Source organism: Bradyrhizobium denitrificans (assembly GCF_013179005.1).
In the GTDB taxonomy this organism is placed as follows: domain Bacteria; phylum Pseudomonadota; class Alphaproteobacteria; order Rhizobiales; family Xanthobacteraceae; genus Bradyrhizobium; species Bradyrhizobium denitrificans.
The window spans coordinates 26,217-47,933 of sequence record NZ_JABFDP010000019.1; the positions used below are offsets into that span (position 1 = coordinate 26,217).

Annotated in this window: 21 protein-coding genes; 9 read left to right on the forward strand and 12 right to left on the reverse strand. The window is 65.8% G+C overall.

All coding sequences use genetic code 11. From position 1 onward, the window contains the following. The first annotated feature begins 135 nt into the window (after positions 1-135). Both HL671_RS21480 and HL671_RS21485 read left to right on the forward strand, forming a co-directional pair. Entirely contained in the window at positions 136-2,946 is a 2,811-nt protein-coding gene (locus HL671_RS21480) for a PAS domain S-box protein (protein WP_172238341.1), read from the forward strand. A gap of 135 nt (positions 2,947-3,081) precedes the next feature. Further along, on the forward strand, positions 3,082-4,080 hold the full coding sequence (locus tag HL671_RS21485) for a P1 family peptidase (protein ID WP_172238344.1): 999 nt from the start codon (positions 3,082-3,084) through the stop codon (positions 4,078-4,080). A gap of 3 nt (positions 4,081-4,083) precedes the next feature. Here HL671_RS21485 and HL671_RS21490 read toward each other — a convergent pair whose 3' ends face one another. Next, positions 4,084-4,854, reverse strand: a complete 771-nt coding sequence (locus HL671_RS21490; RefSeq protein WP_172238347.1) for an EF-hand domain-containing protein — start codon at positions 4,852-4,854, stop codon at positions 4,084-4,086. Between the two features lie 227 nt (positions 4,855-5,081). On the opposite strand from HL671_RS21490, the gene rpe reads away from it, so the two are divergent. The 3 genes from rpe to HL671_RS21505 are packed head-to-tail and all read left to right on the forward strand — an operon-like array spanning position 5,082 to position 7,168. After that, positions 5,082-5,783, forward strand: coding sequence for a ribulose-phosphate 3-epimerase (gene rpe, locus HL671_RS21495; protein WP_012045277.1), 702 nt, complete (start codon positions 5,082-5,084; stop codon positions 5,781-5,783). A 15-nt stretch (positions 5,784-5,798) separates the two neighbouring features. Further along, positions 5,799-6,284 carry an ureidoglycolate lyase gene (locus tag HL671_RS21500; RefSeq protein WP_012045278.1) on the forward strand — a complete coding sequence of 162 codons (486 nt, stop codon included), beginning with the start codon at positions 5,799-5,801 and terminating at the stop codon, positions 6,282-6,284. A gap of 53 nt (positions 6,285-6,337) precedes the next feature. Beyond that, positions 6,338-7,168: a bifunctional allantoicase/(S)-ureidoglycine aminohydrolase gene (locus HL671_RS21505; protein ID WP_172238550.1), complete on the forward strand. Its 831-nt coding sequence runs from the start codon at positions 6,338-6,340 to the stop codon at positions 7,166-7,168. A 122-nt stretch (positions 7,169-7,290) separates the two neighbouring features. Here the strand turns inward: HL671_RS21505 and HL671_RS21510 are convergent, their stop codons facing one another. The 4 genes from HL671_RS21510 to HL671_RS21525 form a co-directional block, all read right to left on the reverse strand. After that, positions 7,291-8,622 (reverse strand): dicarboxylate/amino acid:cation symporter, encoded by a 1,332-nt coding sequence (locus tag HL671_RS21510; RefSeq protein ID WP_172238350.1) that lies wholly within the window; start codon positions 8,620-8,622, stop codon positions 7,291-7,293. A 325-nt stretch (positions 8,623-8,947) separates the two neighbouring features. Further along, positions 8,948-10,405: a serine/threonine protein kinase gene (locus tag HL671_RS21515; protein WP_172238353.1), complete on the reverse strand. Its 1,458-nt coding sequence runs from the start codon at positions 10,403-10,405 to the stop codon at positions 8,948-8,950. A gap of 3 nt (positions 10,406-10,408) precedes the next feature. Further along, the gene (locus HL671_RS21520; protein WP_172238356.1) at positions 10,409-11,149 is read right to left on the reverse strand and encodes a metallophosphoesterase family protein; all 741 of its coding nucleotides are present in this window, start codon (positions 11,147-11,149) and stop codon (positions 10,409-10,411) included. A gap of 330 nt (positions 11,150-11,479) precedes the next feature. Further along, positions 11,480-12,025 (reverse strand): DUF2846 domain-containing protein, encoded by a 546-nt coding sequence (locus HL671_RS21525; RefSeq protein ID WP_246579555.1) that lies wholly within the window; start codon positions 12,023-12,025, stop codon positions 11,480-11,482. Between the two features lie 699 nt (positions 12,026-12,724). On the opposite strand from HL671_RS21525, the gene HL671_RS38410 reads away from it, so the two are divergent. Beyond that, positions 12,725-12,967, forward strand: a complete 243-nt coding sequence (locus HL671_RS38410; RefSeq protein WP_246579548.1) for a hypothetical protein — start codon at positions 12,725-12,727, stop codon at positions 12,965-12,967. 382 nt (positions 12,968-13,349) lie between these two features. Here HL671_RS38410 and HL671_RS21535 read toward each other — a convergent pair whose 3' ends face one another. Then, entirely contained in the window at positions 13,350-14,288 is a 939-nt protein-coding gene (locus tag HL671_RS21535) for a S1/P1 nuclease (RefSeq protein WP_172238365.1), read from the reverse strand. Between the two features lie 335 nt (positions 14,289-14,623). Then, a complete protein-coding gene (locus tag HL671_RS21540; protein ID WP_210264009.1) occupies positions 14,624-15,577 on the reverse strand; it encodes an alpha/beta fold hydrolase in 954 nt (317 codons plus the stop codon). Positions 15,578-15,670: 93 nt separating this feature from the next. Here HL671_RS21540 and HL671_RS21545 point away from each other — a divergent pair, with 93 nt between their 5' ends. Continuing rightward, positions 15,671-16,267, forward strand: coding sequence for a TetR/AcrR family transcriptional regulator (locus HL671_RS21545; RefSeq protein ID WP_012045288.1), 597 nt, complete (start codon positions 15,671-15,673; stop codon positions 16,265-16,267). Positions 16,268-16,346: 79 nt separating this feature from the next. Here HL671_RS21545 and HL671_RS21550 read toward each other — a convergent pair whose 3' ends face one another. Genes HL671_RS21550 through HL671_RS21560 form a run of 3 tightly spaced genes read right to left on the reverse strand, consistent with a single transcriptional unit; the run spans position 16,347 to position 18,399 of the window. Continuing rightward, positions 16,347-16,955, reverse strand: a complete 609-nt coding sequence (locus tag HL671_RS21550) for a hypothetical protein (RefSeq protein WP_012045289.1) — start codon at positions 16,953-16,955, stop codon at positions 16,347-16,349. Next, on the reverse strand, positions 16,952-17,623 hold the full coding sequence (locus HL671_RS21555; protein ID WP_012045290.1) for a hypothetical protein: 672 nt from the start codon (positions 17,621-17,623) through the stop codon (positions 16,952-16,954). The genes HL671_RS21550 and HL671_RS21555 overlap by 4 nt, the downstream gene beginning before the upstream one ends. After that, positions 17,620-18,399 carry a MotA/TolQ/ExbB proton channel family protein gene (locus tag HL671_RS21560; protein ID WP_012045291.1) on the reverse strand — a complete coding sequence of 260 codons (780 nt, stop codon included), beginning with the start codon at positions 18,397-18,399 and terminating at the stop codon, positions 17,620-17,622. Before HL671_RS21560 ends, HL671_RS21555 begins: the two co-directional genes overlap by 4 nt. Before the next feature lie 196 nt (positions 18,400-18,595). On the opposite strand from HL671_RS21560, the gene HL671_RS21565 reads away from it, so the two are divergent. Both HL671_RS21565 and HL671_RS21570 read left to right on the forward strand, forming a co-directional pair. Then, positions 18,596-19,954 (forward strand): sensor histidine kinase, encoded by a 1,359-nt coding sequence (locus tag HL671_RS21565; RefSeq protein ID WP_012045292.1) that lies wholly within the window; start codon positions 18,596-18,598, stop codon positions 19,952-19,954. A gap of 9 nt (positions 19,955-19,963) precedes the next feature. Further along, positions 19,964-20,611: a response regulator gene (locus tag HL671_RS21570; RefSeq protein ID WP_012045293.1), complete on the forward strand. Its 648-nt coding sequence runs from the start codon at positions 19,964-19,966 to the stop codon at positions 20,609-20,611. A gap of 218 nt (positions 20,612-20,829) precedes the next feature. Here HL671_RS21570 and HL671_RS21575 read toward each other — a convergent pair whose 3' ends face one another. Together HL671_RS21575 and HL671_RS21580 are read right to left on the reverse strand one after the other, a co-directional pair. Then, positions 20,830-21,417 (reverse strand): TetR/AcrR family transcriptional regulator, encoded by a 588-nt coding sequence (locus tag HL671_RS21575; RefSeq protein WP_012045294.1) that lies wholly within the window; start codon positions 21,415-21,417, stop codon positions 20,830-20,832. Then, positions 21,414-21,587 (reverse strand): hypothetical protein, encoded by a 174-nt coding sequence (locus HL671_RS21580; protein WP_012045295.1) that lies wholly within the window; start codon positions 21,585-21,587, stop codon positions 21,414-21,416. The genes HL671_RS21575 and HL671_RS21580 overlap by 4 nt, the downstream gene beginning before the upstream one ends. Between the last annotated feature and the right edge of the window lie 130 nt (positions 21,588-21,717).

Below are 21,717 nucleotides of genomic sequence, written 5' to 3' on the forward strand. Positions count from 1 at the left end.
TTCAGTTTTCGAGTCGGACCACCGCGGTTCCATGCGGGGTATTATGCAACCTCTATTTGAATAATCTTTTTTCGCGCAAGCGCTGCGTCAGAGCTACGGCTCGCACGTTGATGCCTGTCGCGCGGGGCCCTGTAGATGCAGAACGTCGAAGATACGCGGGAGATTTTTCTATCAGCAAGCCCTGCGACGCGCCGTGACCAATTCGTTGCCCTCGCCGCTGTCGCGATTTCCGCAAGCCTGTTCGTTGCCGCCGCTCCCTTTGCCAAGGTGCAGCTCGCGGCGATGCCTGCATTCGTGGCGAGCTATCAATCGGCGCTGGCGCTGAACGATCTGATCACGGCGCTTCTGCTGTTCTCTCAATTCGTCCTGCTGCGCTCGCGGGCCCTTCTCTGGCTCGCCAGCGGCTATCTGTTCACCGCGCCGGCTGCGTTTCTGCACACGCTGGCATTTCCTGGACTGTTTTCGCCGACCGGCCTGATGGGCTCCGGACCGCAGACGGCGGTGTGGATCTACATGATCTGGCACGGCGGCTTTCCCTTGTTCGTCGCCGCCTATGCGCTGCACAGCCACCGCTCGATCCACGAGTCGGTCCAAGACTCGATCAAGCGCTCGTTCCAAGTCGCGTCGGTGTCGAGATCGCTGCTGCTCGCGATTGTCGGGGTCTCGATCGCGCTGACGACCCTGGTCTGGTTCGTGATCACCTATGAGGCCGCGCTTCCCGCGCTCATCAGCGGCGGAACCGCCAATTTTGCCTTGAAGGTCGTGGTCGGCGCGACCTGGTGCGTGACCCTGGCCGCGCTGCTGCTGCTCGCTCAGCGACGGCCCTACACCATCCTCGATCTCTGGGTGATGGTCGTGCTCTGCGCCTGGCTGTTCGATCTCGCGCTGTCCTCGCTGCTCAACGCCGCGCGGTTCGATCTCGGCTATTATGCCGGCCGGCTCTATGGGCTGCTGGCAGCGAGCTTCGTGCTGGGCGTTCTGCTCGCCGACAATGTCGGACTGCAGTCGAAGCTCACCCGCCTCTTGCAGCAGCAGCACCGACAAAGCCAGAACGAGCGGGCGCATTTCATCGCCCGCGAAAGGCTGCTCAGCGCCGTCGTCGAATCGTCCAACGACGCGATCATCACGCTGACCCTGCACGGCAAGATCACGTCGTGGAATCGCGCCGCGGAGCAGCTGTTCGGATATGACGGCAGCGAGGCGCTGGGCAGCGACATCGGGCTGATCGTGCCTACCGAGCGGCGCGGCGAGGTCGATCGACTCCTCGAACGCATTGGCCGGGGCGAGAAGATCGAGCATCACGAGACCATGCGCAGTCACAAGGATGGCCACGAGCTCGACGTGTCGTTGAGCGTCTCTCCTGTTCTCGACGCACGGGGCACCGTGATCGGCGCCTCCAAGGTTGCCCGTGATATCACCGAGAGCAAGCGGACTCGTCACGCGCTGAGCCGCGAAACCGAGGAACGACGGCGCATCTTCGAGACGTCGCAGGATCTCATCCTGATTGCCGATGCGCAGGGTACATTGATCCAGGTGAGCCCGAGCGCGAACGCCATCCTTGGCTATCGGCCCGAGGAGATGGTCGGTCGCGACGCCGGCGACTTCGTCTATCCGCCCGAGCTGGAGTCGTTTCGCAGCCAGATGCTTGCCTGTCGGGGCGGACACGACATCCACAATTTCGAGGCCCAGTTCCTGCACAAGGAAGGCCGTGCGGTCATCCTGAATTGGATGGCGAGCTGGTCCGAGCCGGTGCAACGCCATTTCTTCATCGGGCGCGACCTCACGGAGAAGCGGGCCGCCGAAGCGCAGTTTCGCCAGGCCCAGAAGATGGAAGCGGTGGGTCAACTCACCGGCGGCGTCGCCCACGACTTCAACAACATCCTGACCGTGATCACCGGCAGTATCGGCATCCTTGCCGAGTCCGTCGCCGATCGCCCGGAGCTGGCGTCGCTGGCGAAGCTGATCGACGACTCCGCCGACCGCGGCGCCCGCCTCACGCAGCAATTGCTGGCCTTCGCACGCAAGCAGCCGCTGCAGCCAGCAGATATCGACGTGAATGCGCTTCTGGTCGAGACGGCCGATTTGCTGCGACCGACACTCGGCGAGCAGATCGAGATCGAACGCATCCTAGCGGACGATCCGTGCACGGCGCTGGCCGATCCGGACCAGCTTGCCACGGCGATCGTCAATCTTGCGCTCAATGCCCGCGACGCGATGCCGCAAGGCGGCAAGCTCACCCTGGAGACCGCCAGTGTCGCGCTCGATCAGGATTACGCCAATGCCAATAGCGAGGTCGCGATCGGCGACTACGTCATGATCGCGGTCAGCGACACCGGCTGCGGCATTCCGCCGGCCTATCTCGACAAGGTGTTCGATCCGTTCTTCTCGACCAAGGGCGTCGGCAAGGGCACCGGACTCGGCCTCAGCATGGTGTTCGGCTTCGTCAAGCAATCCGGCGGCCATATCAAGATCTACAGCGAGGTCGGCCACGGCACGTCGATCAAGCTCTATCTGCCGCGCTCGGCCGCGTCCTCAACGGCCGCCACTGCCCGTCATGACACGCCGGATTATCGCGGCGGCGACGAAACGGTCCTGGTGGTCGAGGATGACCCGCTGGTCCGGCAACACGTCATCGCCCAGGTCACGAGCCTCGGCTACCGCACCCTGGCGGCAGGCAACGCGGCCGAGGCGCTCGACGTGCTGGAGCGCCATCCGGAGATCGACCTGTTGTTCACGGACGTCATCATGCCCGGCGCCATGAACGGGCGGCAGCTCGCCGAGGCGGCCCAGAAGCAGCGGCGCAGCCTGAAAACGCTCTTCACGTCCGGCTATACCGAGAATGCGATCGTGCATCACGGCCGCCTCGACGCCGGCGTGCTGCTGCTCGCCAAGCCCTATCGCAAGCCGGAACTCGCCCGCATGATCCGCATCGCCCTGGACGCGTGAGGCCGCAGGGGCGGCGGAGGCTCGCGCGGCACTCCCCACAGCTGCACCAGGCTGGCCATCGCGTGCGCGCGGCATTGAGACGCTGCGCCGGCCGCGCTATCCATTCGGCATCATCATCTGCTGCCGAGGTCGACCGTGCAGAACCTCCTCACCGATATCGCAGGCGTCCGCGTCGGCCACGCCGATGATGCCGCGCTTGCCTCCGGCGTGACCGCCATCCTGTTCGATCAGCCCGCGGTGGCCGCGATCGACATTCGCGGTGGCGGGCCGGGCGTGCGCGAGGATGCCCTGCTCGATCCCGCCAACACGGTGGAGCGGATCGACGCCGTTGCGCTGTCAGGCGGCTCGGCATTCGGGCTGGAGGCCGCGAGCGGCATCCAGGCCTGGCTTGCCGAGCAGGGCCGCGGCTTTGCGGTGCGCGATGCGCTGATCCCGATCGTGCCCGGCGCGATCGTGTTCGACCTGCTCAATGGCGGCAACAAGGCCTGGGGCCGCTATGCGCCGTATCGCGAGCTCGGCTATCGGGCGGCGGCCGCCGCCGGCCCCAGCTTCGCGCTGGGCAGCGTCGGCGCCGGGCTCGGCGCCACCACCGCCAGCCTGCAGGGCGGCCTCGGCTCGGCATCGGCCACGACCACCAAAGGCGTCAAGGTCGCGGCGATCGCCGTGGTCAATGCGGTCGGCAGCGTCACCGTCGGCGATGGTCCGTGGTTCTGGGCCGCGCCCTATGAGGTGGATGGCGAGTTCGGTGGCCGCGGCCTGCCGGCGGCGTTCACGCCGGACATGCTGGCGATGCGCATCAAGGGCGGTCCGGCCGCATCGAGCGCGGAGAATACGACGATCAGCCTGGTCGTGACCGATGCCGTCCTGACCAAGGCTCAGGCCAAGCGGCTCGCGATGATGGCGCAGACCGGCATGGCGCGCGCCATCTATCCGGTCCATCTGCCGCTCGACGGCGATATCGTGTTCGCGGCGGCGACCTGCGCCAGGCCGATCGAGCCGCTGGTCGAGCTGAGCGAACTCGGTATGGTGGCGGCCAACGTGCTGGCGCGGGCGATCGCGCGCGGTGTCTATCACGCCAAGCGGCTGCCGTTCGCAGACGCCCTGCCCTCCTGGCAGGACCGCTTCGGCGGCTGAACGTTACGCGGTCACCGACGTCGTCGATGTGGCGGAGCCCCGCAGCTTGGGCTGCCGCTGCATCAGCTGCTCGATCATATTGTACGACGAGATCGCGGCATTCGACCCGGTGGTTGCCGCAGGCGTAATCAGCGTCGTCTTGGACCCATCGGCATAGGTGATGGTGGTGGTTGTCGAGCCGTCGCTGTTGGTGGACGACGAGCTTGATGCGCCCGAGAGCGCTTGCATCAGCGCATCGGCGCCCGCACTGCTGGACCCGCCCACGGACGAACTCGCGCCGGTGCCCGCACCCGCATTGCCCGCCTGGTGACGGCGGCCGTGATGGCCGCCCTTCAGCGCCGACCCCAGCTCGTTGAAGCTGACATTGCCGTCGCCGTCGCGGTCCAGCTTTCCGAACACCTTGTCGGCATTGGCCAGATTGGTGCCGCCGGCGCCGAGGGCAGACTCGAATTCGGACTTGGTGATCTTGCCATCACCATCTCCGTCGATCAGCGAGAACAGGTCCTGCAGCGGATCGGCCGCGCCTGCACTGGATGACGTACCGGACTGGCTCTGCGCCGCGAGCAGCGCATTCATCGTCTCCGGCGCAATCTGTCCGGAACCGCTGCTCGACGAGCTCGACCACGGACTGACCTGGCCCGAGCTGCCGGAGCCGCCGGCATTCAGGCCGAACAGGCCTCCGCCGGTTCCCGACTTGCCGGATCCCGACTTGGTCGATCCCAACGACTGCAGGCCATCCAGGACCGACGAGGCGGCCCCCAGCGCAAACCACATGGCGAAACTCCTGCAATGCCGCAACTTGCGCGGCAAACCTTCTCCCCACGACGCTCGCAATCGCCGTGCCAGCACCAACGTGCTGATATGTCCGGATATTTCGCGATGTTGCGGTCGCAAGAGCCGGGCAATTCATGCCGCGCCCGGCAGATTTTTCCCGCTCGCGTTGCCGCAGCCGCCCCTGCATGATACGGCGACAGACCCGATCGCACTGGAACAGCTTGCCCATGACCCAGTCCTTCACGCCGCGTCCGCTCGTCATCGCGCCATCGATCCTGGCGTCCGATTTTTCCAAGCTTGGCGAGGAGGTGCGCGCCGTCGATGCCGCCGGCGCCGACTGGATCCATCTCGATGTGATGGACGGCCATTTCGTGCCGAACATTTCCTACGGCCCCGATGTGATCAAGGCGCTGCGCCCGCACACCACGAAGATCTTCGACGCACATCTGATGATCACGCCGTGCGATCCCTACCTCGAAGCCTTCGCCAAGGCCGGCTGCGACCACATCACGGTGCATGCCGAGGCCGGCCCGCATCTGCATCGCTCGCTGCAGGCGATCCGCGCGCTCGGCAAGAAGGCCGGCGTGTCGCTCAACCCGTCGACCCCGCTCAACGTGATCGAGTATGTGCTCGACCTGGTCGACCTCGTGCTGATCATGTCGGTCAACCCCGGCTTCGGCGGCCAGGCCTTCATCCCCTCGGCAATCGGCAAGATCCAGGATCTGCGCGCGATGACCGCGGGCCGGCCGATCGATATCGAGGTCGATGGCGGCGTCGGCCGCGACAATGCCGGCGCGCTCGCCGCGGCTGGCGCCAATGCCTTCGTCGCCGGCTCCGCCGTGTTCAAGGGTGGCACGATGGAGGCCTATCGCGGCAACATTTCCGCCATCCGCAGCGCCGCGGCGTCGGCGCGCGGCGAAGCGATCTGAGACGCGCGACGACGGATGCCCTCCCTCACGCCGCAACCGCTGACGAAGGCAGCCTTCGCTGCCTTCGGCGACGTTGTCGAAACCGACGGCGCCGCGCCGATCGAGATCAACCAGGGTTTTGCCCGCCGCTGCAACGGCCTCGCCAATATCGACGTGACCTCGGGCGGCGCCGCTGTGAACATCAGCCTATTCGAGGCGAAGCCCCGCCCGCTGCCGATCGAGATCAAGCTGATGGAGCGGCACCCGCTCGGCAGCCAGCTGTTCATGCCGCTGCAGGACCGGCCCTGGCTGGTGCTCGTCTGCCACGATCCGCGCGATGCCGCGAGCTATCAGGCTTTCACGGCCACCGGGCGACAGGGCGTGAACTACGCCCGCAACGTCTGGCACCATCCGCTGCTGGTGTTCGACGAGGCCTCGCGCTTCATGGTCGTCGATCGCATGACCTCCGACAATCTTGAGGAAGTGTGGCTCGAGCGACCGCTGGTCTTGAGCATTCCCTGACGACTGACGGCGCGCCCGATGGAACGATTCGCGCGCGTTTTGGAGAGACGATGATGGACAAGCCGAACTACTTCGTGCCGCAGGGCGGCCATCCGCCGCAGACCGATCTGCTCACCGGGCGCGCCGTGTTCACCGAGGCCTATGCCGTCATTCCCAAGGGCGTGATGCGCGACATCGTGACGTCGGTGCTGCCGTTCTGGGACAAGACCCGGACCTGGGTGATCGCGCGTCCCCTATCGGGCTTCGCCGAGACGTTCTCGCAATACATCGTCGAGGTCTCGCCCGGCGGCGGCAGCACCGAGCCCGAGCCCGATCCGGAGGCCGAAGGCGTGCTGTTCGTGGTGTCAGGCGAGATCGCGCTGACCATCGCCGGCACCGCGCATCGCCTTGGCAAAGGCGGCTACGCCTTCCTGCCGCCGGGCTGCAAATGGACGCTGACGAACGACGGCGCGGCGCCCGCGACCTTCCACTGGATCCGCAAGGCCTATGAAGCCATCCCCGGCATCCCCGCGCCGGACGCCTTCGTCACCAACGAGGCGGCGATCGCGCCTGTCGGGATGCCGGGCACCGATGGCCGCTGGGCCACCACCCGCTTCGTCGATCCGCTCGACGTCCGCCACGACATGCATGTCAACATCGTCACCTTCGAGCCGGGTGCTGTCATCCCGTTCCTGGAGACCCATGTGATGGAGCACGGCCTCTACGTGCTCGAAGGCAAGGCGGTCTACAAGCTCAACCGCGACTGGGTCGAGGTGGAGGCCGGCGACTTCATGTGGCTGCGCGCCTTCTGCCCGCAGGCCTGCTACGCCGGCGGCCCCGGCCGCTTCCGCTACCTGCTCTACAAGGACTCCAACCGCCACATGAAGCTGCGGCCGTTCCGGTGAGATGAGAAGCGGGGCGGTCCTGTTGCTCCGTCATTGCGAGAAGCGTAGCGACGAAGCAATCCAGAGTCGTCTGGCGTAGCTCTGGATTGCTTCCGCTTCGCTCGCAATGACGCGTGGAGCAATCACGCTCCCTGATACTCCACCTCTTCCGCCGTGCCGCGGTCGAGCACGACCTTGGCCTTGGCGAGGTCGAGATCGTCCTCCCACGCGGCCACCACGACGGTGGCGACGCAATTGCCGATCAGATTGCCGACAGCGCGCGCGATGCCGACGAACCAGTCGACCGACAGCACCAGCACGAGACCGATGGCGGGGATCGCCGGCACCGCGCCGAGGGTCGCGGCGAGGATGACGATGGCCGAGCCCGGCACGCCATGCGCGCCCTTCGACGTGACCAGCGACACGCCGAGCACCAGCAAGAGGTCGCTGACCGACAGCGGCGTGTTGGTCGCCTGGGCGATGAAGACGACGGCGAGCGTCAGGTAGATCGAGAACGCATCGAGGTTGAAGGAATAGCCGGTCGGGATGACCAGGCCGACGACCTCCTGCTTGACGCCCATCGCCTCGAGCTTGCGCATGATCTGCGGCAGCACGGAGTCGGACGACGCCGTCGCCAGCACGATCAGCAGCTCCTCCTTCAAGTAGCGCAGGAACTTGAACAGGCTGAGCCCGGCCATGCGCATCACGAGGCCGAGCGCGATGACCACGAACAGCGCCACCGCGACGTAGAACAGCACGACCAGCGCCAGAAGCTGCTTGAGCGAGCCGACGCCGTATTTGCCGACAGTGAAGCCGATGGCGCCGAGCACGCCGAGCGGCGCCACGCGCACGATCAGCCCCATCGCCTTGAACAGCACCTTGGCGATGGACTCGATCAGGTCGACCACGGGCTTGCCGGGCTCGCCGACCAGCGCCAGGCTGACGCCGAAGATCACCGCGAAGAACAGCACCTGCAGCACGTCGTTGCGGGCGAAGGCGTCGAACGCCGTCGGCGGAATGATGTTGAGGATGAAGCCGCCGAAGCCGCCGCCCTGCAGCTTGTGGGCGTTGTCGGCGAAGCTCGCGAGCTGCTTGGCGTCGAGCTTGGCGACGTCGATGTCCATGCCGTGGCCGGGGCCGAAGACCAGCGCCAGCACCAGGCCGAAGGCCAGCGCGATCGTGGTCATGCCCTCGAAATAGACCAGCGACTTGACGCCGACGCGGCCGACTTTCCTGAGATCGCCGGCGCTCGCAATGCCGTGCACGACGACGCAGAACACGATCGGCGCCACCACCATGGCGATCAGGCGCAGGAACGCGTCGCTGAAGAATCTGAGACTCTGTGCAGTCTCGGGTGCCAAGACGCCGATCAGGATGCCGAGCACAAGCGCAGCCACGACCTGGAAGAACAGCGAGCCGAACAGGCCTCGCTTCGGCGCAGCTGTCCCCGCCATGCTCACATCCGTTGCCGCCATCGATCTCCCCCTCGTCAAACAGAAACGGCGCGCCCGACGCGCGTCACAATGTCACTGTGGCGGCGGAACTTGGGAAAGGCAATCGCAGCTGCGCCTCAAATTCATGCGGGAGATGCCGCTTCGGACGTCATGGTTGAAAGGTGAAAGAATCGATCCGATGAAGGCGGGCGTCTCGGAAGGCGCGGCCAGGATCGGCCTGATGGTTCGAGACGTGCCAGCGGCGCTCCTCACCATGAGTCGCGTGCGCCAACTGGCGCTGCATACAAACCACGAGGTGAGCAGTGCCTCGGCTTTTGCCCCTCATGGAGAGGACAAGTCGTCTCCTTCATTCGCCCGACACGACCTTCGCCGGCACGTCATCATCGTCGTCTTCCGCCTCGCGCGCCGCGTGGCGCGTGCGCACCACGGTCACCGTGCAGCCGGCTTCGGCGGCCACCTTCGCCGACACGCTGCCGAGCAGCGAGCGCAGCACCGAGTCGCGGCGGGCGCCGATGATGATGTGATCGATCTGGTTGACCTCGGCGAATTCGATGATGGCGGCGGCCGGATCGACGGCTTCGAGCACGTGCACCGTCAGCCGGCCGGCGTCGAGCTTGAGCGGCGTCGCCCAGTGCTTCAGCGCCACCATGCGGTCGATATGCTTGTTGTTGCCCTCCTCGTCCAGGGTCCGGTCGATGGTCAGGCGGCCGAGCTTCAGCACGTTGACGCAGGCGAGCCGGGCCGCGGGGAGCGTGGCGAGAATACGCTGGGCGGTCAGACGCAGCGCGCCGTTGAGCTCCTCACCGCCTTCCGAGGTGTCGATCGCCACCGCCACGATCGGGCTCGAGGCGATCTGCAGCGCGACGTCCGATGTCTTCTGCTCCGGCTGTACCAGGCCACGATTGAAGCGGCGGCGCCAGACGGTCGTGATCGGATCACGATTGACCTTCTCGGCGCGCGCGGTGAGCTTGACCTGGTCGGGATGGCCGAGATCGAAGGCGAGTTGCGCCGCGGTCGGATAGCGCCAGACCGGCTCGATCTCCAGGCAACGCAGCACGATCTCCTGCAGCCATGGTGGATAGTCCGGCTTCAACTGGCGCGGCGGATAAGGATCGCGCCAGAGACGCCGGCGCATGCCGCGCAGGGTTTCGGTCTCGCCGAACGGCCGCACCCCGGTCGTGAAGAAGTACAAGAGCACGCCGAGTGAAAACAGATCGCTGCGCGGATCGCTGCGCGTGCCCATCATGCGCTCCGGCGCCATATAGGGCGCGGTGCCATAAGGCAGGCGGAACTCCTCCTGCAGCAGGTCCGGCAGATGCTTGTGGCAGGACAGGCCGTAGTCGATCAGCACCGCCTCGCCCGTGGGACGGAACATGATGCTCGACGGCTTGATGTCGTGATGGATGACATGCTGCCGGTGAATGTCGGCGAGCGCGGTGGCGATCTTCGCGACCAGCCCCCGCGCCTCCTCATAACCCAGCGGCAGCTCGGGCAGCCGCTTGTACAGCGTCTCGCCCGGAATCTGCTCGATCACGACATAGGCTTGCGTGGCGAAATCGCCGGTGCCGAAACAGGCCGGCACATGCGGGCCGGACAGTTTTGGCAGGATCATCTGCTCCATCTCGAAGCTGACGATCGCCGCGGGATCCTCGCCCTCGGAGACGCGCGGCACCTTCATCAGGACGGGGCGGTCGATGTCCGGCCGGGTGACGCTCCACAACGTCGCCATGCCGCCGGAATGGACGCATTCGCCGACCGTGAAACCGTCGATGACAACGCCCGGCTGGAGCTTTGATCTCGGCATGCGCTAGCGCCCCATCGACAGCCGCTGCGCCAGCCAGGGCGGCAGGCCGTTGTCGCGGATGCGCTGCGCCGCCGCCTCGACGTCATAGGGCACGCGGCAATAGGTCAGCTCGCGGCTTTTCGTGTCGAACGTCACGAAGGACGCCGCCGGATCGCCGTCGCGCGGCTGGCCGACCGAACCGACCACGGCCAGCCATTGCCGGCCGCGCAAGAGCTGGATCGGCATGTTGGCCGTCGGCGTGAAGCTCGTCATCTTGGCGGTGGCAGACATCGAGTACAGCGCAGGACGGTGGATGTGGCCGCAGAACGTCACCTGCGCCTCGGTCGCGATCATGCTGCGCGCGGCATCGGCCGAGCTCTGCACATAGCGCCAGCGCGGCGGGCTCGACGCCTCCGCGTGCACGAACAGCCGGTCGTCGTCACCGATGCTCATCGGCAGCTCGGCGAGAAAGCGCCGCTGCTCCGCGCTGAGCCGGCCGCGCGTCCACTCCATCGCCGCCTGTGCCTCGGCATTCATGGTCTCGCTCGCGGTGGAGACGGCGTTGTCATGGTTGCCGCGCACGGCGAGCCCGCCAGCGGCGACCATCTCCATCACGGTGTCGACAGACCATTCCGGATCGGCGCCATAGCCGACGATATCCCCGAGGCAGATCAGGCGGTCGGCGCCCCGGGCGCGCGCCGCCTCCAGGCAGGCCGCAAAGGCCTGCCGGTTGGCATGGATGTCGGTGAATATCGCCAGCAGCACCCTGTCCTCCCGGTTGCACCGTACAAGCCGGCTTCGCACGGAATTTGAGCAACATCAAACCGGACGCGCCGGAGCAAGCGGTTTTTGCGGGCAGGCACGACGAGGAGTGAAAGAGCCGACGTGAAGCGTCCCGTCAGCGTCGACCGCCTTTGCCCGTGCGCGCCGTACACCAGCGCCTGCAGGCCGTATCGCCGGACAGGCTGCTTGGGTGCTGCGGGGGAAGAAGCAGGCGCGACGCTATTCGCCCTGTCGCGGGCGTTTGATCGTTCACGCGCGAATAGGCGAGACCCGTGACTCAAGCGGGGCCCGACGGGGCAGCCCGCCTCTGGCTCACCCGCCCCTGCCTTCTGCATCCACCAATTGGAATTCTTCGATCATGGCCCGGGCCGCCGCTTCGTCCAGCGGCACAAAATCGACGGGTCCGGGGTTGTCGCTTCCGGATGAGGCCGCCGAGGTGACCAGCGCACCGGCAACACCACCAACCATCGCGCCTGCCGAAATGGCCTTGGAGCGCTGGCTGGGCTGGACACGGAAGTAATAGGCTCGACCAGCCTGGGTTGTCAGGTCGGTCTGAGTCTGCCCCGCAAACAGGGTCTGCGTCGCTCCGAGTTGATGACGTCCGGCGGGAACATCAATGTGCATATAAGTGCCGATCTTGAGCTCCCCAAGCGGCGCCCCATCAAGCGTCACATCACAGACGGTCCCCTGGAAAAGAAGGCCCCTTTTCTGTGCGGCTAGCACGACGACACGGGATTTTCCCGCCGCCGGCTGTCCAACTCGCTGCATCGTGGCCGCAACATCCGTCACGACCTTGTCGGTCGCGCATCCTGATAACAGCACTGCGGTCAAACACAGCCCCGCCCAAAGCCTGAACATCACGCCCCCCCAATCCTCGTTCCCCCGGAACTCTTTCAATAATCAGGAGGGGTCTACAAGGCAATGATCGCAAGGCTTGATGAGTGCGCCCCTTGGCGAAGCGGCGAACATGTTCGGCACTCGTCGTGGCGGTTCGTATCGCCTGCTGGATCATCGCCACATGTTAGACGACGACAATGAAGGCTGTCACGGCTGCGCTTGGTCCATCAACCCGCCCCATATGTCGTGACGACAGCTCGTACATCGCTGAGCTGACAGCTCGACGACGACGTGTCATGCGCCGGGCACTGCCGCAATCGAAGGTTGTTCGTCCATGGATGTCTGTTATCGTTCATCGGCCGGGACCACCGTTCCGGCCTTGGGAGGACACGGCGCATGAGATTGTCGTCGAGCTTTGTCGCGTCGTCCGCCATCGTTGTCGTGTCTGCCGTGTTGCTCAGCAGCCCAGCCGTATCGCAAGTTCCAACAGGCTCCGCTGCCACGCTGCCCCCGGTCACGGTCGATGCACCGAAGCCGGCGGCAAGGCCACACCGGGTGGAGCGTGGCACAGACACACGGACGTCCCGCCGGACGTCGTCGACCACGCGCATGTCGTCGTCAGCCGCGCGGACAGCGTCGCCGGCGCCAGACACCGTGTTGGGCAGGATTGCGAAGTACGAGAAAGTCGCGAGCAATTGCAACGGCGGCTGCGAATCCAGCATGCCACACGGCAAGGATCCCTGGGTCGGCTGCAGCGAGTCCGGCGGCGGACAGACAAATGCACCGTTCTCGCCGACGTGCCGGGACAGCCTCACCTACAAATCCTACGTGGATTGCGTCGAGACCAAGGTGTTCCTGGGCGAGTACAGCAACCGAGCCTACTGGATCTGCAGCAGCCTCTCGGCCGGCAACAAGTTCCAGGTCAAGGTCGCCGAAGCCAGGCGATCAAAGCGTCCGAACTAACCCGGCCCTCGCCTTGGCTGCGCGCGGACACGCCGCAGCAGCCGGATTCAGGATTTCGGTGATCGTGCAATTGACCCGTGTGGCAGCCACCTGCTCGGCGTTTGAAGTGGAACGCACTGTCACCGAAATCGAATAACAACACCACGGCATCGATTTGGTTTGTTTGTCACGAGACGCGCGGATCAAATCGAGCGTTGTTGGGTGAATTCGATGAGCATCGATCGCATGCGGTCGTGCGGACTGGCGATCACATTGATCGGAGCGCCGCCCGGCAGATCAGACTAGGCGCCAAGCCGACGGCATCAGCCGGTCACGCTGCCGACGGACGGAGACGAACAGATCTCCTCAAGCCGTCATACTTCTCTTCGGCCCCCTCGCCCGCCTACCGCAGCAACGCCTCGAGCAGATTGGCAAGCCGTGCGGCGGCGAGCGCGGCCTGCTTGCGCGCCGTCTCGCGGGCGTTGGTCTCGTACTCGCGGGTCAGCTCGGCCGGCTGCTTGTCGGCGCGCACAGGCGGGGCGTAGGCGACGGTCTTGGCGAGCTCAAAACTCTCCTGCGCCCATGTCGCGGGATCGACGATCTGGGCCTTTCCGGCATCCGGCGCGACCGCGGACAGGCCGCTGTCCTGGTCGGCGTCACGGATCGCGCCGAACACGGAGGAATAGCCGCCAAAGATCCTGTCCCAATAAAAGTGTAGCGGTAGCTTCTCGCCGTTGGCGGCGACGACCTGCACTTCGTTGCCGCCGCGGTCGCCGCCCTTGTCCGGCAAGGCGGCCGAATAGCGGGCGATGGCGTGCAGCGGCTGGTGCAGATCCCCGACCAGGTGGATCATCCAGCTCAGACTATATGAGCGCAGGGCATCGGAGGCGTCGCTGTTCGCGGGCAGCTTGGCGATCATCAGCTTGAGCTGCGACACCGCGTCGACCGGATCCGGGCGCGGCAGCGGCGTCTCGTCCGCCGACAACAGCGTATCCTTGTAGTGCCAATAAGCGTGCTTGAGGTGGCCATAGGGAACCAGCTGCCTGGCCGTCGAATCCGTCACCTGATCGTCATAATAGTCCGTCTTCATCTTGATGTCGTCGGGCCAGGTCGCCGCGTGGACGAAGGCGTACAGCTTCTCCTGGCCCGCCGGCGCGCCAGCGATCCAGCTGGAATAGTCGGGGTTGAGCTTGAGCAGCGCATCCGCCCTGTCCCGCGCCGCGGGTGTCAGCTTCTTGTAGGCCACATAGGCAATCTGCATATGGCCTTCGTCCCACCAGGCGAGCGCCTGTCCGGCCGGCCACAGCAACGCAGCGGCCAATGCGATCGTCAGCCTGCGCATCGCAACGCTCCCTCACTATCCAATCAAACGAACAACGAATTTCATGCAATCAGCAAATGATCCGCAGGCTAACGCGAACGGGGGCACTTGGCAATTTCGCCGTACGAGAGGCTGAACGTGGTCACCGGGTCACATGCCGCGCCGCGCCCTCGCCTGCCGATCGCTCACCGGTCGGCCGCATTCAGCGCGGTGGCGCGCCATTGCCAGTCCGCATAGCCGGAGGCGATGTCTCCCGCTGGGTGACGGCGTTCTGGGATAATTGACAACTCCACGGAACAGCCGCAACCGGGCGTCGACGTATGATCCTCATGGATCGGCGTCCTGGCGACGGCCGCTCATTTGCCCTCGAGAAAGGCGCGCACCTTCTCCACGGTCTGCGCCGGTTGTTCTTCCATGATCCAATGCCCTGAGCCGGTGATGATGCCGCCCTGGACGTTGCTGCCGACGTTGCGAATGACCGCCGCCTCCTGATCGCCGAACGATTTCTCGGCGCCGAGGGCCAGGATCGGCATCGGCAGCTTCTTCTCGGCAAAGACCTTGTTGTCCTTGGCATCCTGACCGAACGCGGCGAACTGCTCGAAGGCATAATGCATGTTGCCCGGCCGCGCATAGAGCTTTGCATAATGCCTGCGCGTCGCCTCGTCGATCTTCTTCGGGTCCGCCGACAGCTCATTGTAGAAGCGATCGAGATAGATCCGCTCACGGCCTTTGACGAGCCGGTCGACATCGGGCCCGCGGAAATTGAAATGCCACAGCAACGGGCTCTTCAGGATCTCGTCCCACGGACCGATACCGGGCAGTGGCGCATCGATCACCACCCATTTGGTGATACGATCGGGATATTGCGCAGCGAGCGCGTAGCCGACCATGTTGCCGATGTCGTGCGTCACCAGATCGGCCTTCTGGACGTTGAGCTTGTCCATCACCATGGCGATGTCGACGCCTTGCGTCTTCTTGTCGTAGCCGCCGGCCGGCTGCGACGACAGACCCATCCCGCGCAGGTCGGGAACGATGACGGTGTGGTCCTTGTCGAGCGCCCTGGCGAGCGGCGCCCACATATCGCCGGTGTCGGCGAAGCCGTGCAGCAGCACCACGGCGGGGCCCTTGCCGCCGACGCGGACATGCAGTGTGGCGCCGTTCACCGCGATGCTCTGGGTCTTGAACTCCGCTGGAAACGGCTCGATGGCAAACGCCGGCGACGCGCCGAGCATCGCCGCGAGGGACGTCAGCAGGACATACGCCAATTCCGTGGCCCACTTGCGGGTCCCGGATATGCTAATACAGCTCATGTTCGACCCTCGCATCGTTCTATATCGATCGGTATATTAGTCTCCGCAGTGGACGGGCGAAGTCAAGCTGAATATCGATGAGGAACCTTCTCCATGCCGACCGGACGGCCGCGCGAATTCGACACTGAAAGGGCCCTTGAACTGGCGACCTCGCTGTTCTGGCAAAAGGGCTACGAAGGAACATCGCTCTCCGATCTGACCGAGACGCTGGGCATCACGCGGCCGAGCCTCTACGCCGCCTTCGGCAACAAGGAAGCCTTGTTCCGCCTGGTACTGCAACGCTACGAGGCGAAGGCAGGCGCCTACCGCACCAAGGCGCTCAAGGCGCCGACGGCCCTTGAGGTCGCGCGGCAACTCCTGGAAGGCGCAGCGGAGCTCCACGGCGACAAGGCAAATCCGGTCGGTTGCCTCGGCGTGCACGGCGCGCTGGCCTGCAGCGACGAGGCCGCCATGATCCGCCGCGACATGAGCGCGCATCGCATCGCCGGGGAGGCGGCCATCCGCCGGCGTCTGACGCGGGCCAAGGCCGAGGGCGACCTGCCGCCCAATGCAAGTCCGTCAGATCTTGCGCGCTATCTCTCGGTGGTGATCTACGGCATGGCGGTGCAGTCCGTCGGCGGCGCCAGCCACGCGGAGCTGCGCCGCGTCGCGGCGATCGCGCTCAGCCAATGGCCCAAAAGCGCACGTTGATGTTGCAATAGCGGCTTGGCGTCGTTCGCGCCGAACGGAGTGACGCGCGCAAACGCGGGAGACCACCGCGCCGGCCGCATCACTGCTCATCCTTCGGCGGCATGCGCGGCGGCAGCAATGGCGTGAAGGAGACGCCGTCGCCGGCCTTCAGCGCGGCCTTGAACTCGCCGGTCGAGGGATCGCCGCCGGCCGTCTCGATGATGGTCTTGGGCAGGATGTATTCGCGCGCGGCATCGATGACCCCGCCGTCGCCGGTGCCGAAATCGGCGGCACGGCCGCCTTGCGGATGGCCGGCGGCGATCTGGTCGGCGGCGTGCTGGGCCTTCTCCGCGAGCGCATCGCTGTAGGGAATCCTGTAGGCGCGCGGCACGCCGCTTGGCCGGTTGTCGGCGTCGAGCGCCTCGACCCACAGATAGACCGCGCCGGGATCGCCATCGAGTGTGTGCGGATCGACGATGCGCACCTGCAGCACCTTGAAGGTCTTCGGCAGCCGGTCGATGCTGGCCCAGCCGAGCAGGCCGCGGGCGCCGACGAAGCTGCCGACATAGAACGCGCTGGTGACGATCACCGCAGCCGCCTTGGCCTGCCAGGGCAGCCGCGCATAGACCAAGACCAGCAGCAGCAGCGCGCCGATCAGCGCATAGCACACGGAGAGCGTGACGATGACGGTCTGCAAATGGCTCATCATCGGCTGATCATCCTGACGCCGGTCTTGGGATCGATATCGGCGCCGTTGGCGCGGACATTGCGGAACGTCTCCAAGAGCGATTTCGGCCGGCGCTGCACGTCGATCACCTTGCCGGTCGCGTCGAGCTTGAAGCGCAGCGCCGTCTTCTCATCGCCGGAATGATCGAGCACGACCTTGTCGTCGAAGATCACCTGCGCGGTCGGGTTGAGCTTCTGCACCTTCACCTTGGCCTCGACCGGCGCGCCGCTGACATTCTGGAAATGCGAGATGTTGACGGTGTATTCGCCGGCGACGATGCCGCGGATCGTCACGATCTCCTCGCGGATCGGCGACGGGATCTTGAGGCCGTTGACCAGGATGAAGTCGTTGGCGCCGCCGCGATCATCGCGGTCGAGGGTGAGAAAGCCGGCCTCGCGATGCCTGTACCAGGCGATGTTGCCGACAGGGTCCTGCACGAACAGGTCGAGATCGTCGGGGTGGTTGTCCGGCCAGTCCATCGTGATCAGGAACTCGGCCTTCGAGTCGACCTTGCCGTCCTTGGCGTCGGGCGAGATCGCGAGCACCGCGATGAAGAAGAAGAACGCGACGATCTGCAGCGCCTTGAACAGCATCACGCTGAACGGGTCGAACTGCTCCTCGCGCGGAAAGAGTCCGAAATCGTCCATCATGCGCCCTGCTCCGCGGCGCGGTCCATCGCGCGCTCGAGCCGCGGCGTCACCCGCGTTTCCGTCAGCATCACGGCATCGGAGAACACGCGCCCCGTCGCCGCGTCCAGCATGTAGTACTGGATACGCACCAGGATCGAGCCGACGAGGCCGGCCAGCGTCGTGTACATCGCCACCGCCATGCCGTCGCTCATCAGCCCCATCGACGATTTCATCGCCAGCTTGTCGTTGACGTCGAGGCCGGCGATCGGCGCCAGCATGATGATGAAGCCGATGATGGTGCCGAGCAGGCCGAGCTTCATCAAAGTATCCGAGGCGAAGCCGCCGAAGCCGTTGGAGCCGCGCAGCCGGTCGGCCAGCGTGCGCAACAGCAGTGTCTGGTCGAGCCGCCCTGCCCCTTGCGTCCGCGCCTTGGTGACGAGGCTGTAAATGTGGTTGGTGACGAGCCCTTTGGGCAGCAATTGCGCATCGGGTTCGAGCGCGCGCTCGGCATCGGCCCCGATCAAGACCGCACGGCAGCGCCGCGCCGCATCCGCCTCGCGCGCGATCGCCCTCGTCCGCCAGAAGCAGTGACAGCAGGTCACGAGATAGAGCACGGCGACGACGCTGGAGATGTAGGTACGGTCGGAGGCGACCATCAGATGGAAATAGCCGTAGCGCGCCAGCACCACGGCGGCGAACACGGTGAGCCCGGTAAAGATCATCCAGAGCAGCAGCGGACCGCGCTCGGCTGCGTCCCGCGCAGGTTCCACTCTGTCGGCACTGCTGACCACGCTCATGCATGAACTCCCCGGTGACACGCCGTGACGGCCGGCGCCTTGACAGCGAAGTTAAGCAGAGCGGCGGAACAGCGTCCAAAGACATCTGCCTCGCTGCCCTTGGGAAAATTTCCCAAGCTTGCGCTTGCTGCAGTGCATTTGCTTGGCGGCGCAGCGGCACGTTGTTACGCTGCGGCCGAAGCCGTGGAGAGATCGCATGCGTCTCGTGCTCCAGCTCATCGCCCGCCTGGCGCTGATCGTTCTGCTCTGCCTGGCGGCCGCAGCCATCTGGGTCACCGTCGACGCCTATCGCAGCGTCGATCGCGCCACCACGGCCTCCGCCGAACGCGTCTCACAGGCGCTGGAGGCGCTGTATTGGCGCGAGCTGCTGCTGCGCAGCAACCGGACGCGCGACCATCTGCTGCCGGTGCCGGACTGGCGCACGACCGAGACGATGAAGCTGATCGCGCCCGGCATCTGCGTGCAGTTCAAGCCGGAAGCCGCCTTCGAAAAGCCGCTGTGTGGCCAGAGCAAGGGCCTCGGCGCGGTGCCGCCGCGCTGGTTCTCAGGGCTGGTCGAGACGATCCTCGGCGATCACGCGGCGGTGGCGCAAGCAATCAGCGCACGGGCGACGACGGCGGGAACCGTGTCGGCCGTGGCCGATCCTGATGCCGCGATCCAGCTCGCCTGGCTGCGCATCCAGGACAGTTTCGGCGTGGCGCTGGCGATGGCGGTTGCCATCGGTGTGCTCGCGTCGCTGGCGATCGCCCATGCGCTGGCGCCCGCGCGCAGCATCGTGCAGGCGTTGCGGCGTCTGGCCGAGGGCGAGCACCGCCCGGCGCTGCCGCGCTTCCGCTCGATGGAGCTCGCGATGATCGGCCGCGCGGTCTGCGAGCTCGGCGACCGGCTGGCGCAGGCCAATGAGCAGCGCGCGGCGTTGACCGAGCGCCTGCTCGACATCCGCGACGAGGAGCGGCGCGCGCTCGCCCGCGAGCTGCATGACGAGTTCGGCCAGAACCTCACCGCCATCCTCGCTTTCGCCTCGACGATCGAAAGCGCCGGCAAGGACCGCAACGACCAGATGGCGCAGGATGCGCGCATGATCACGCAGTCCGTCACCCATCTGATGGCCTGCCTGCGCGGCACCTTGAGCCGGCTGCGCCGGCCGCTCGCCGAGGAGCTCGGCCTCGAAGCCGGCCTGGTGGCGCTGACGCAGAACTACCAGCACGCGGCACGCCCCGCGATCCGGCTCGACCTGCACGGCGATCTCGCCGACATCCAGGGTCCGGTCGCGGTGACCGCCTATCGCATGGCGCAGGAATGCCTGACCAACGCCTTGCGTCACACCGATGCCAGCGAGGTGTCGCTGCGGGTCGAGCGGCGCCCCGGCCCTGACAGCGCGCTGCTGATCTCGATCGAGGATGATGGCGGCGGCGACGCCACGCAGCTGGCGCAATCCTCCGGCTTCGGCCTCACCGGCATTCGCGAGCGTATCGCCGCCGTCGGCGGCTCGCTGTCGATCGCGCCGGCCGCCCGCGGGCTCAGCGTGTCGGCGACCATCCCGCTCGCGGCCTGAGGTCACTGAATGGCCGAGCCGACAGCAATTTCAATTCTGCTGGTCGACGACCATCCGGTGGTGCGCCAGGGCTATCGCCGTGTGCTGGAAAGCCAGGACGGTTTTCGCGTGATCGCCGAGGCCGACAGCGCCGCCGCAGCCTATGCCGCGTTCAAGGTCCATGCGCCTGACGTGGTCGTGCTCGACATCTCGATGAAGGGCGCCAGCGGGCTGGAGGCGATCCGCAACATCCGCGCCCGCGACAACCGCGCCTGCATCCTGGTGTTCTCGATGCATGGCGAGGCGCCGCTGGTGAAGGCGGCGTTTGCGGCCGGCGCGAGCGGCTTCGTGACCAAGAGCAGCGAACCCTCCGCCCTGGTCCGCGCCATCCGCATGGTGATCAGCGGCGAGCGCGCGCTCAGCGACGACGTCGCTCATGTCCTGGCAGCCGACAGCCTCGATCCGATGCAGACGGTGCTCGACCGCTTGGGTGAGCGCGAGATCGAGATCCTGCGCCAGCTCGCCTCGGGGCTGACCACCGAACAGATCGCCACCAATCTGCACCTCAGCGTCAAGACGGTGCAGAACTATCATTATCTGGTGAAGGCCAAGACCGGGCTGCAGACCGACGCGCAACTCGTGCGGCTGGCGGTGACCAGCGGCCTGACGGATCTGTAGCGGAGTTCATCCTAGCACGCCGGTCGTTGGCAGGCGACGTTTCTCAACCCGTCATTGCGAGCGCAGCGGCGCAGCCAAGCAATCGAGAGTCACGCCCACCCCTTGGACACCCCTTGGATTGCGTCGCTGCGCGCGCAATGACGTTGTAAGGAGAGTGTCGCCACACGGACATCGGACGCCTGCAGCGAGCGCTCACCGACAGGTCTCGTGCCCGTCGGCTATCGCGCCTGCAATCCGCGCAACAACAGGGTCAGAACGGCATCGACCCGGGCCGAGCAGGTGCATTCGCCCCACTCGTCGGCGTGAGCCGGATGATGGAAGCTCCTGGTCGCGTCGAAGATCGCAGCGGCCGCAGTTTTCGGATCGGCGACCTCGAACGCGCCCTGGGCGACGCCTTCGGCAATGATGCCCTCGACCTGGGCGATCAGATCCTGCTTGTGCGCCTTGACCACCGAACACGCCTCGCGCGCCAGGGTCAGATAGGTGGCGAACATCTCGGGGTCTTCGCAGACCCGCTTGTGCTTGGCGCCGAACAGCTCGCGCAGCCAGCGCTCCAGCTTGGCCGGGGCCGGCCCCGGCTCGGCGGCGATCTGCGCCAGCGGCTTGCTGACGCGCTCGAGCCAGCGTTTCGCCACTGCCTCACGCAGCGACGCCTTGCTCGGAAAATGACGGTAGACGGAGCCGTGGCTGACATCGAGCGCCCTTGCGACGTCGACGACCGTCGCTTTGGCGAGCCCGTAACGGCGCAACACGTCCTCGGTGACTTCGAGGATGCGCTCGGATGTCAGAACCACGGCCTCATTCATGCGTGCACCATATCGGCATCCGCCGGATGCGCTTTGATCTGGATCGGCTTAGCCGTCGCGGTGGCCGGATCAGCCCCCAACCGGGCCGCCTGGGCCTCCAGATGACGGGCGATCTGCTGATTCAACCAGTCCTGGAATTGGGTGTGCAATAGTCGCTTTTCAATCTTCATCGAAGCGGTCCTTCGCAGTTCAAACCGCTGAACCCATGGTCAGACAGTAATCCTTCGCTGAGATCAACATACACCGTCTCGCTGACAGATTTCAATATCTGTCAGCGAGATTCTCAAAAATTGGTATCAC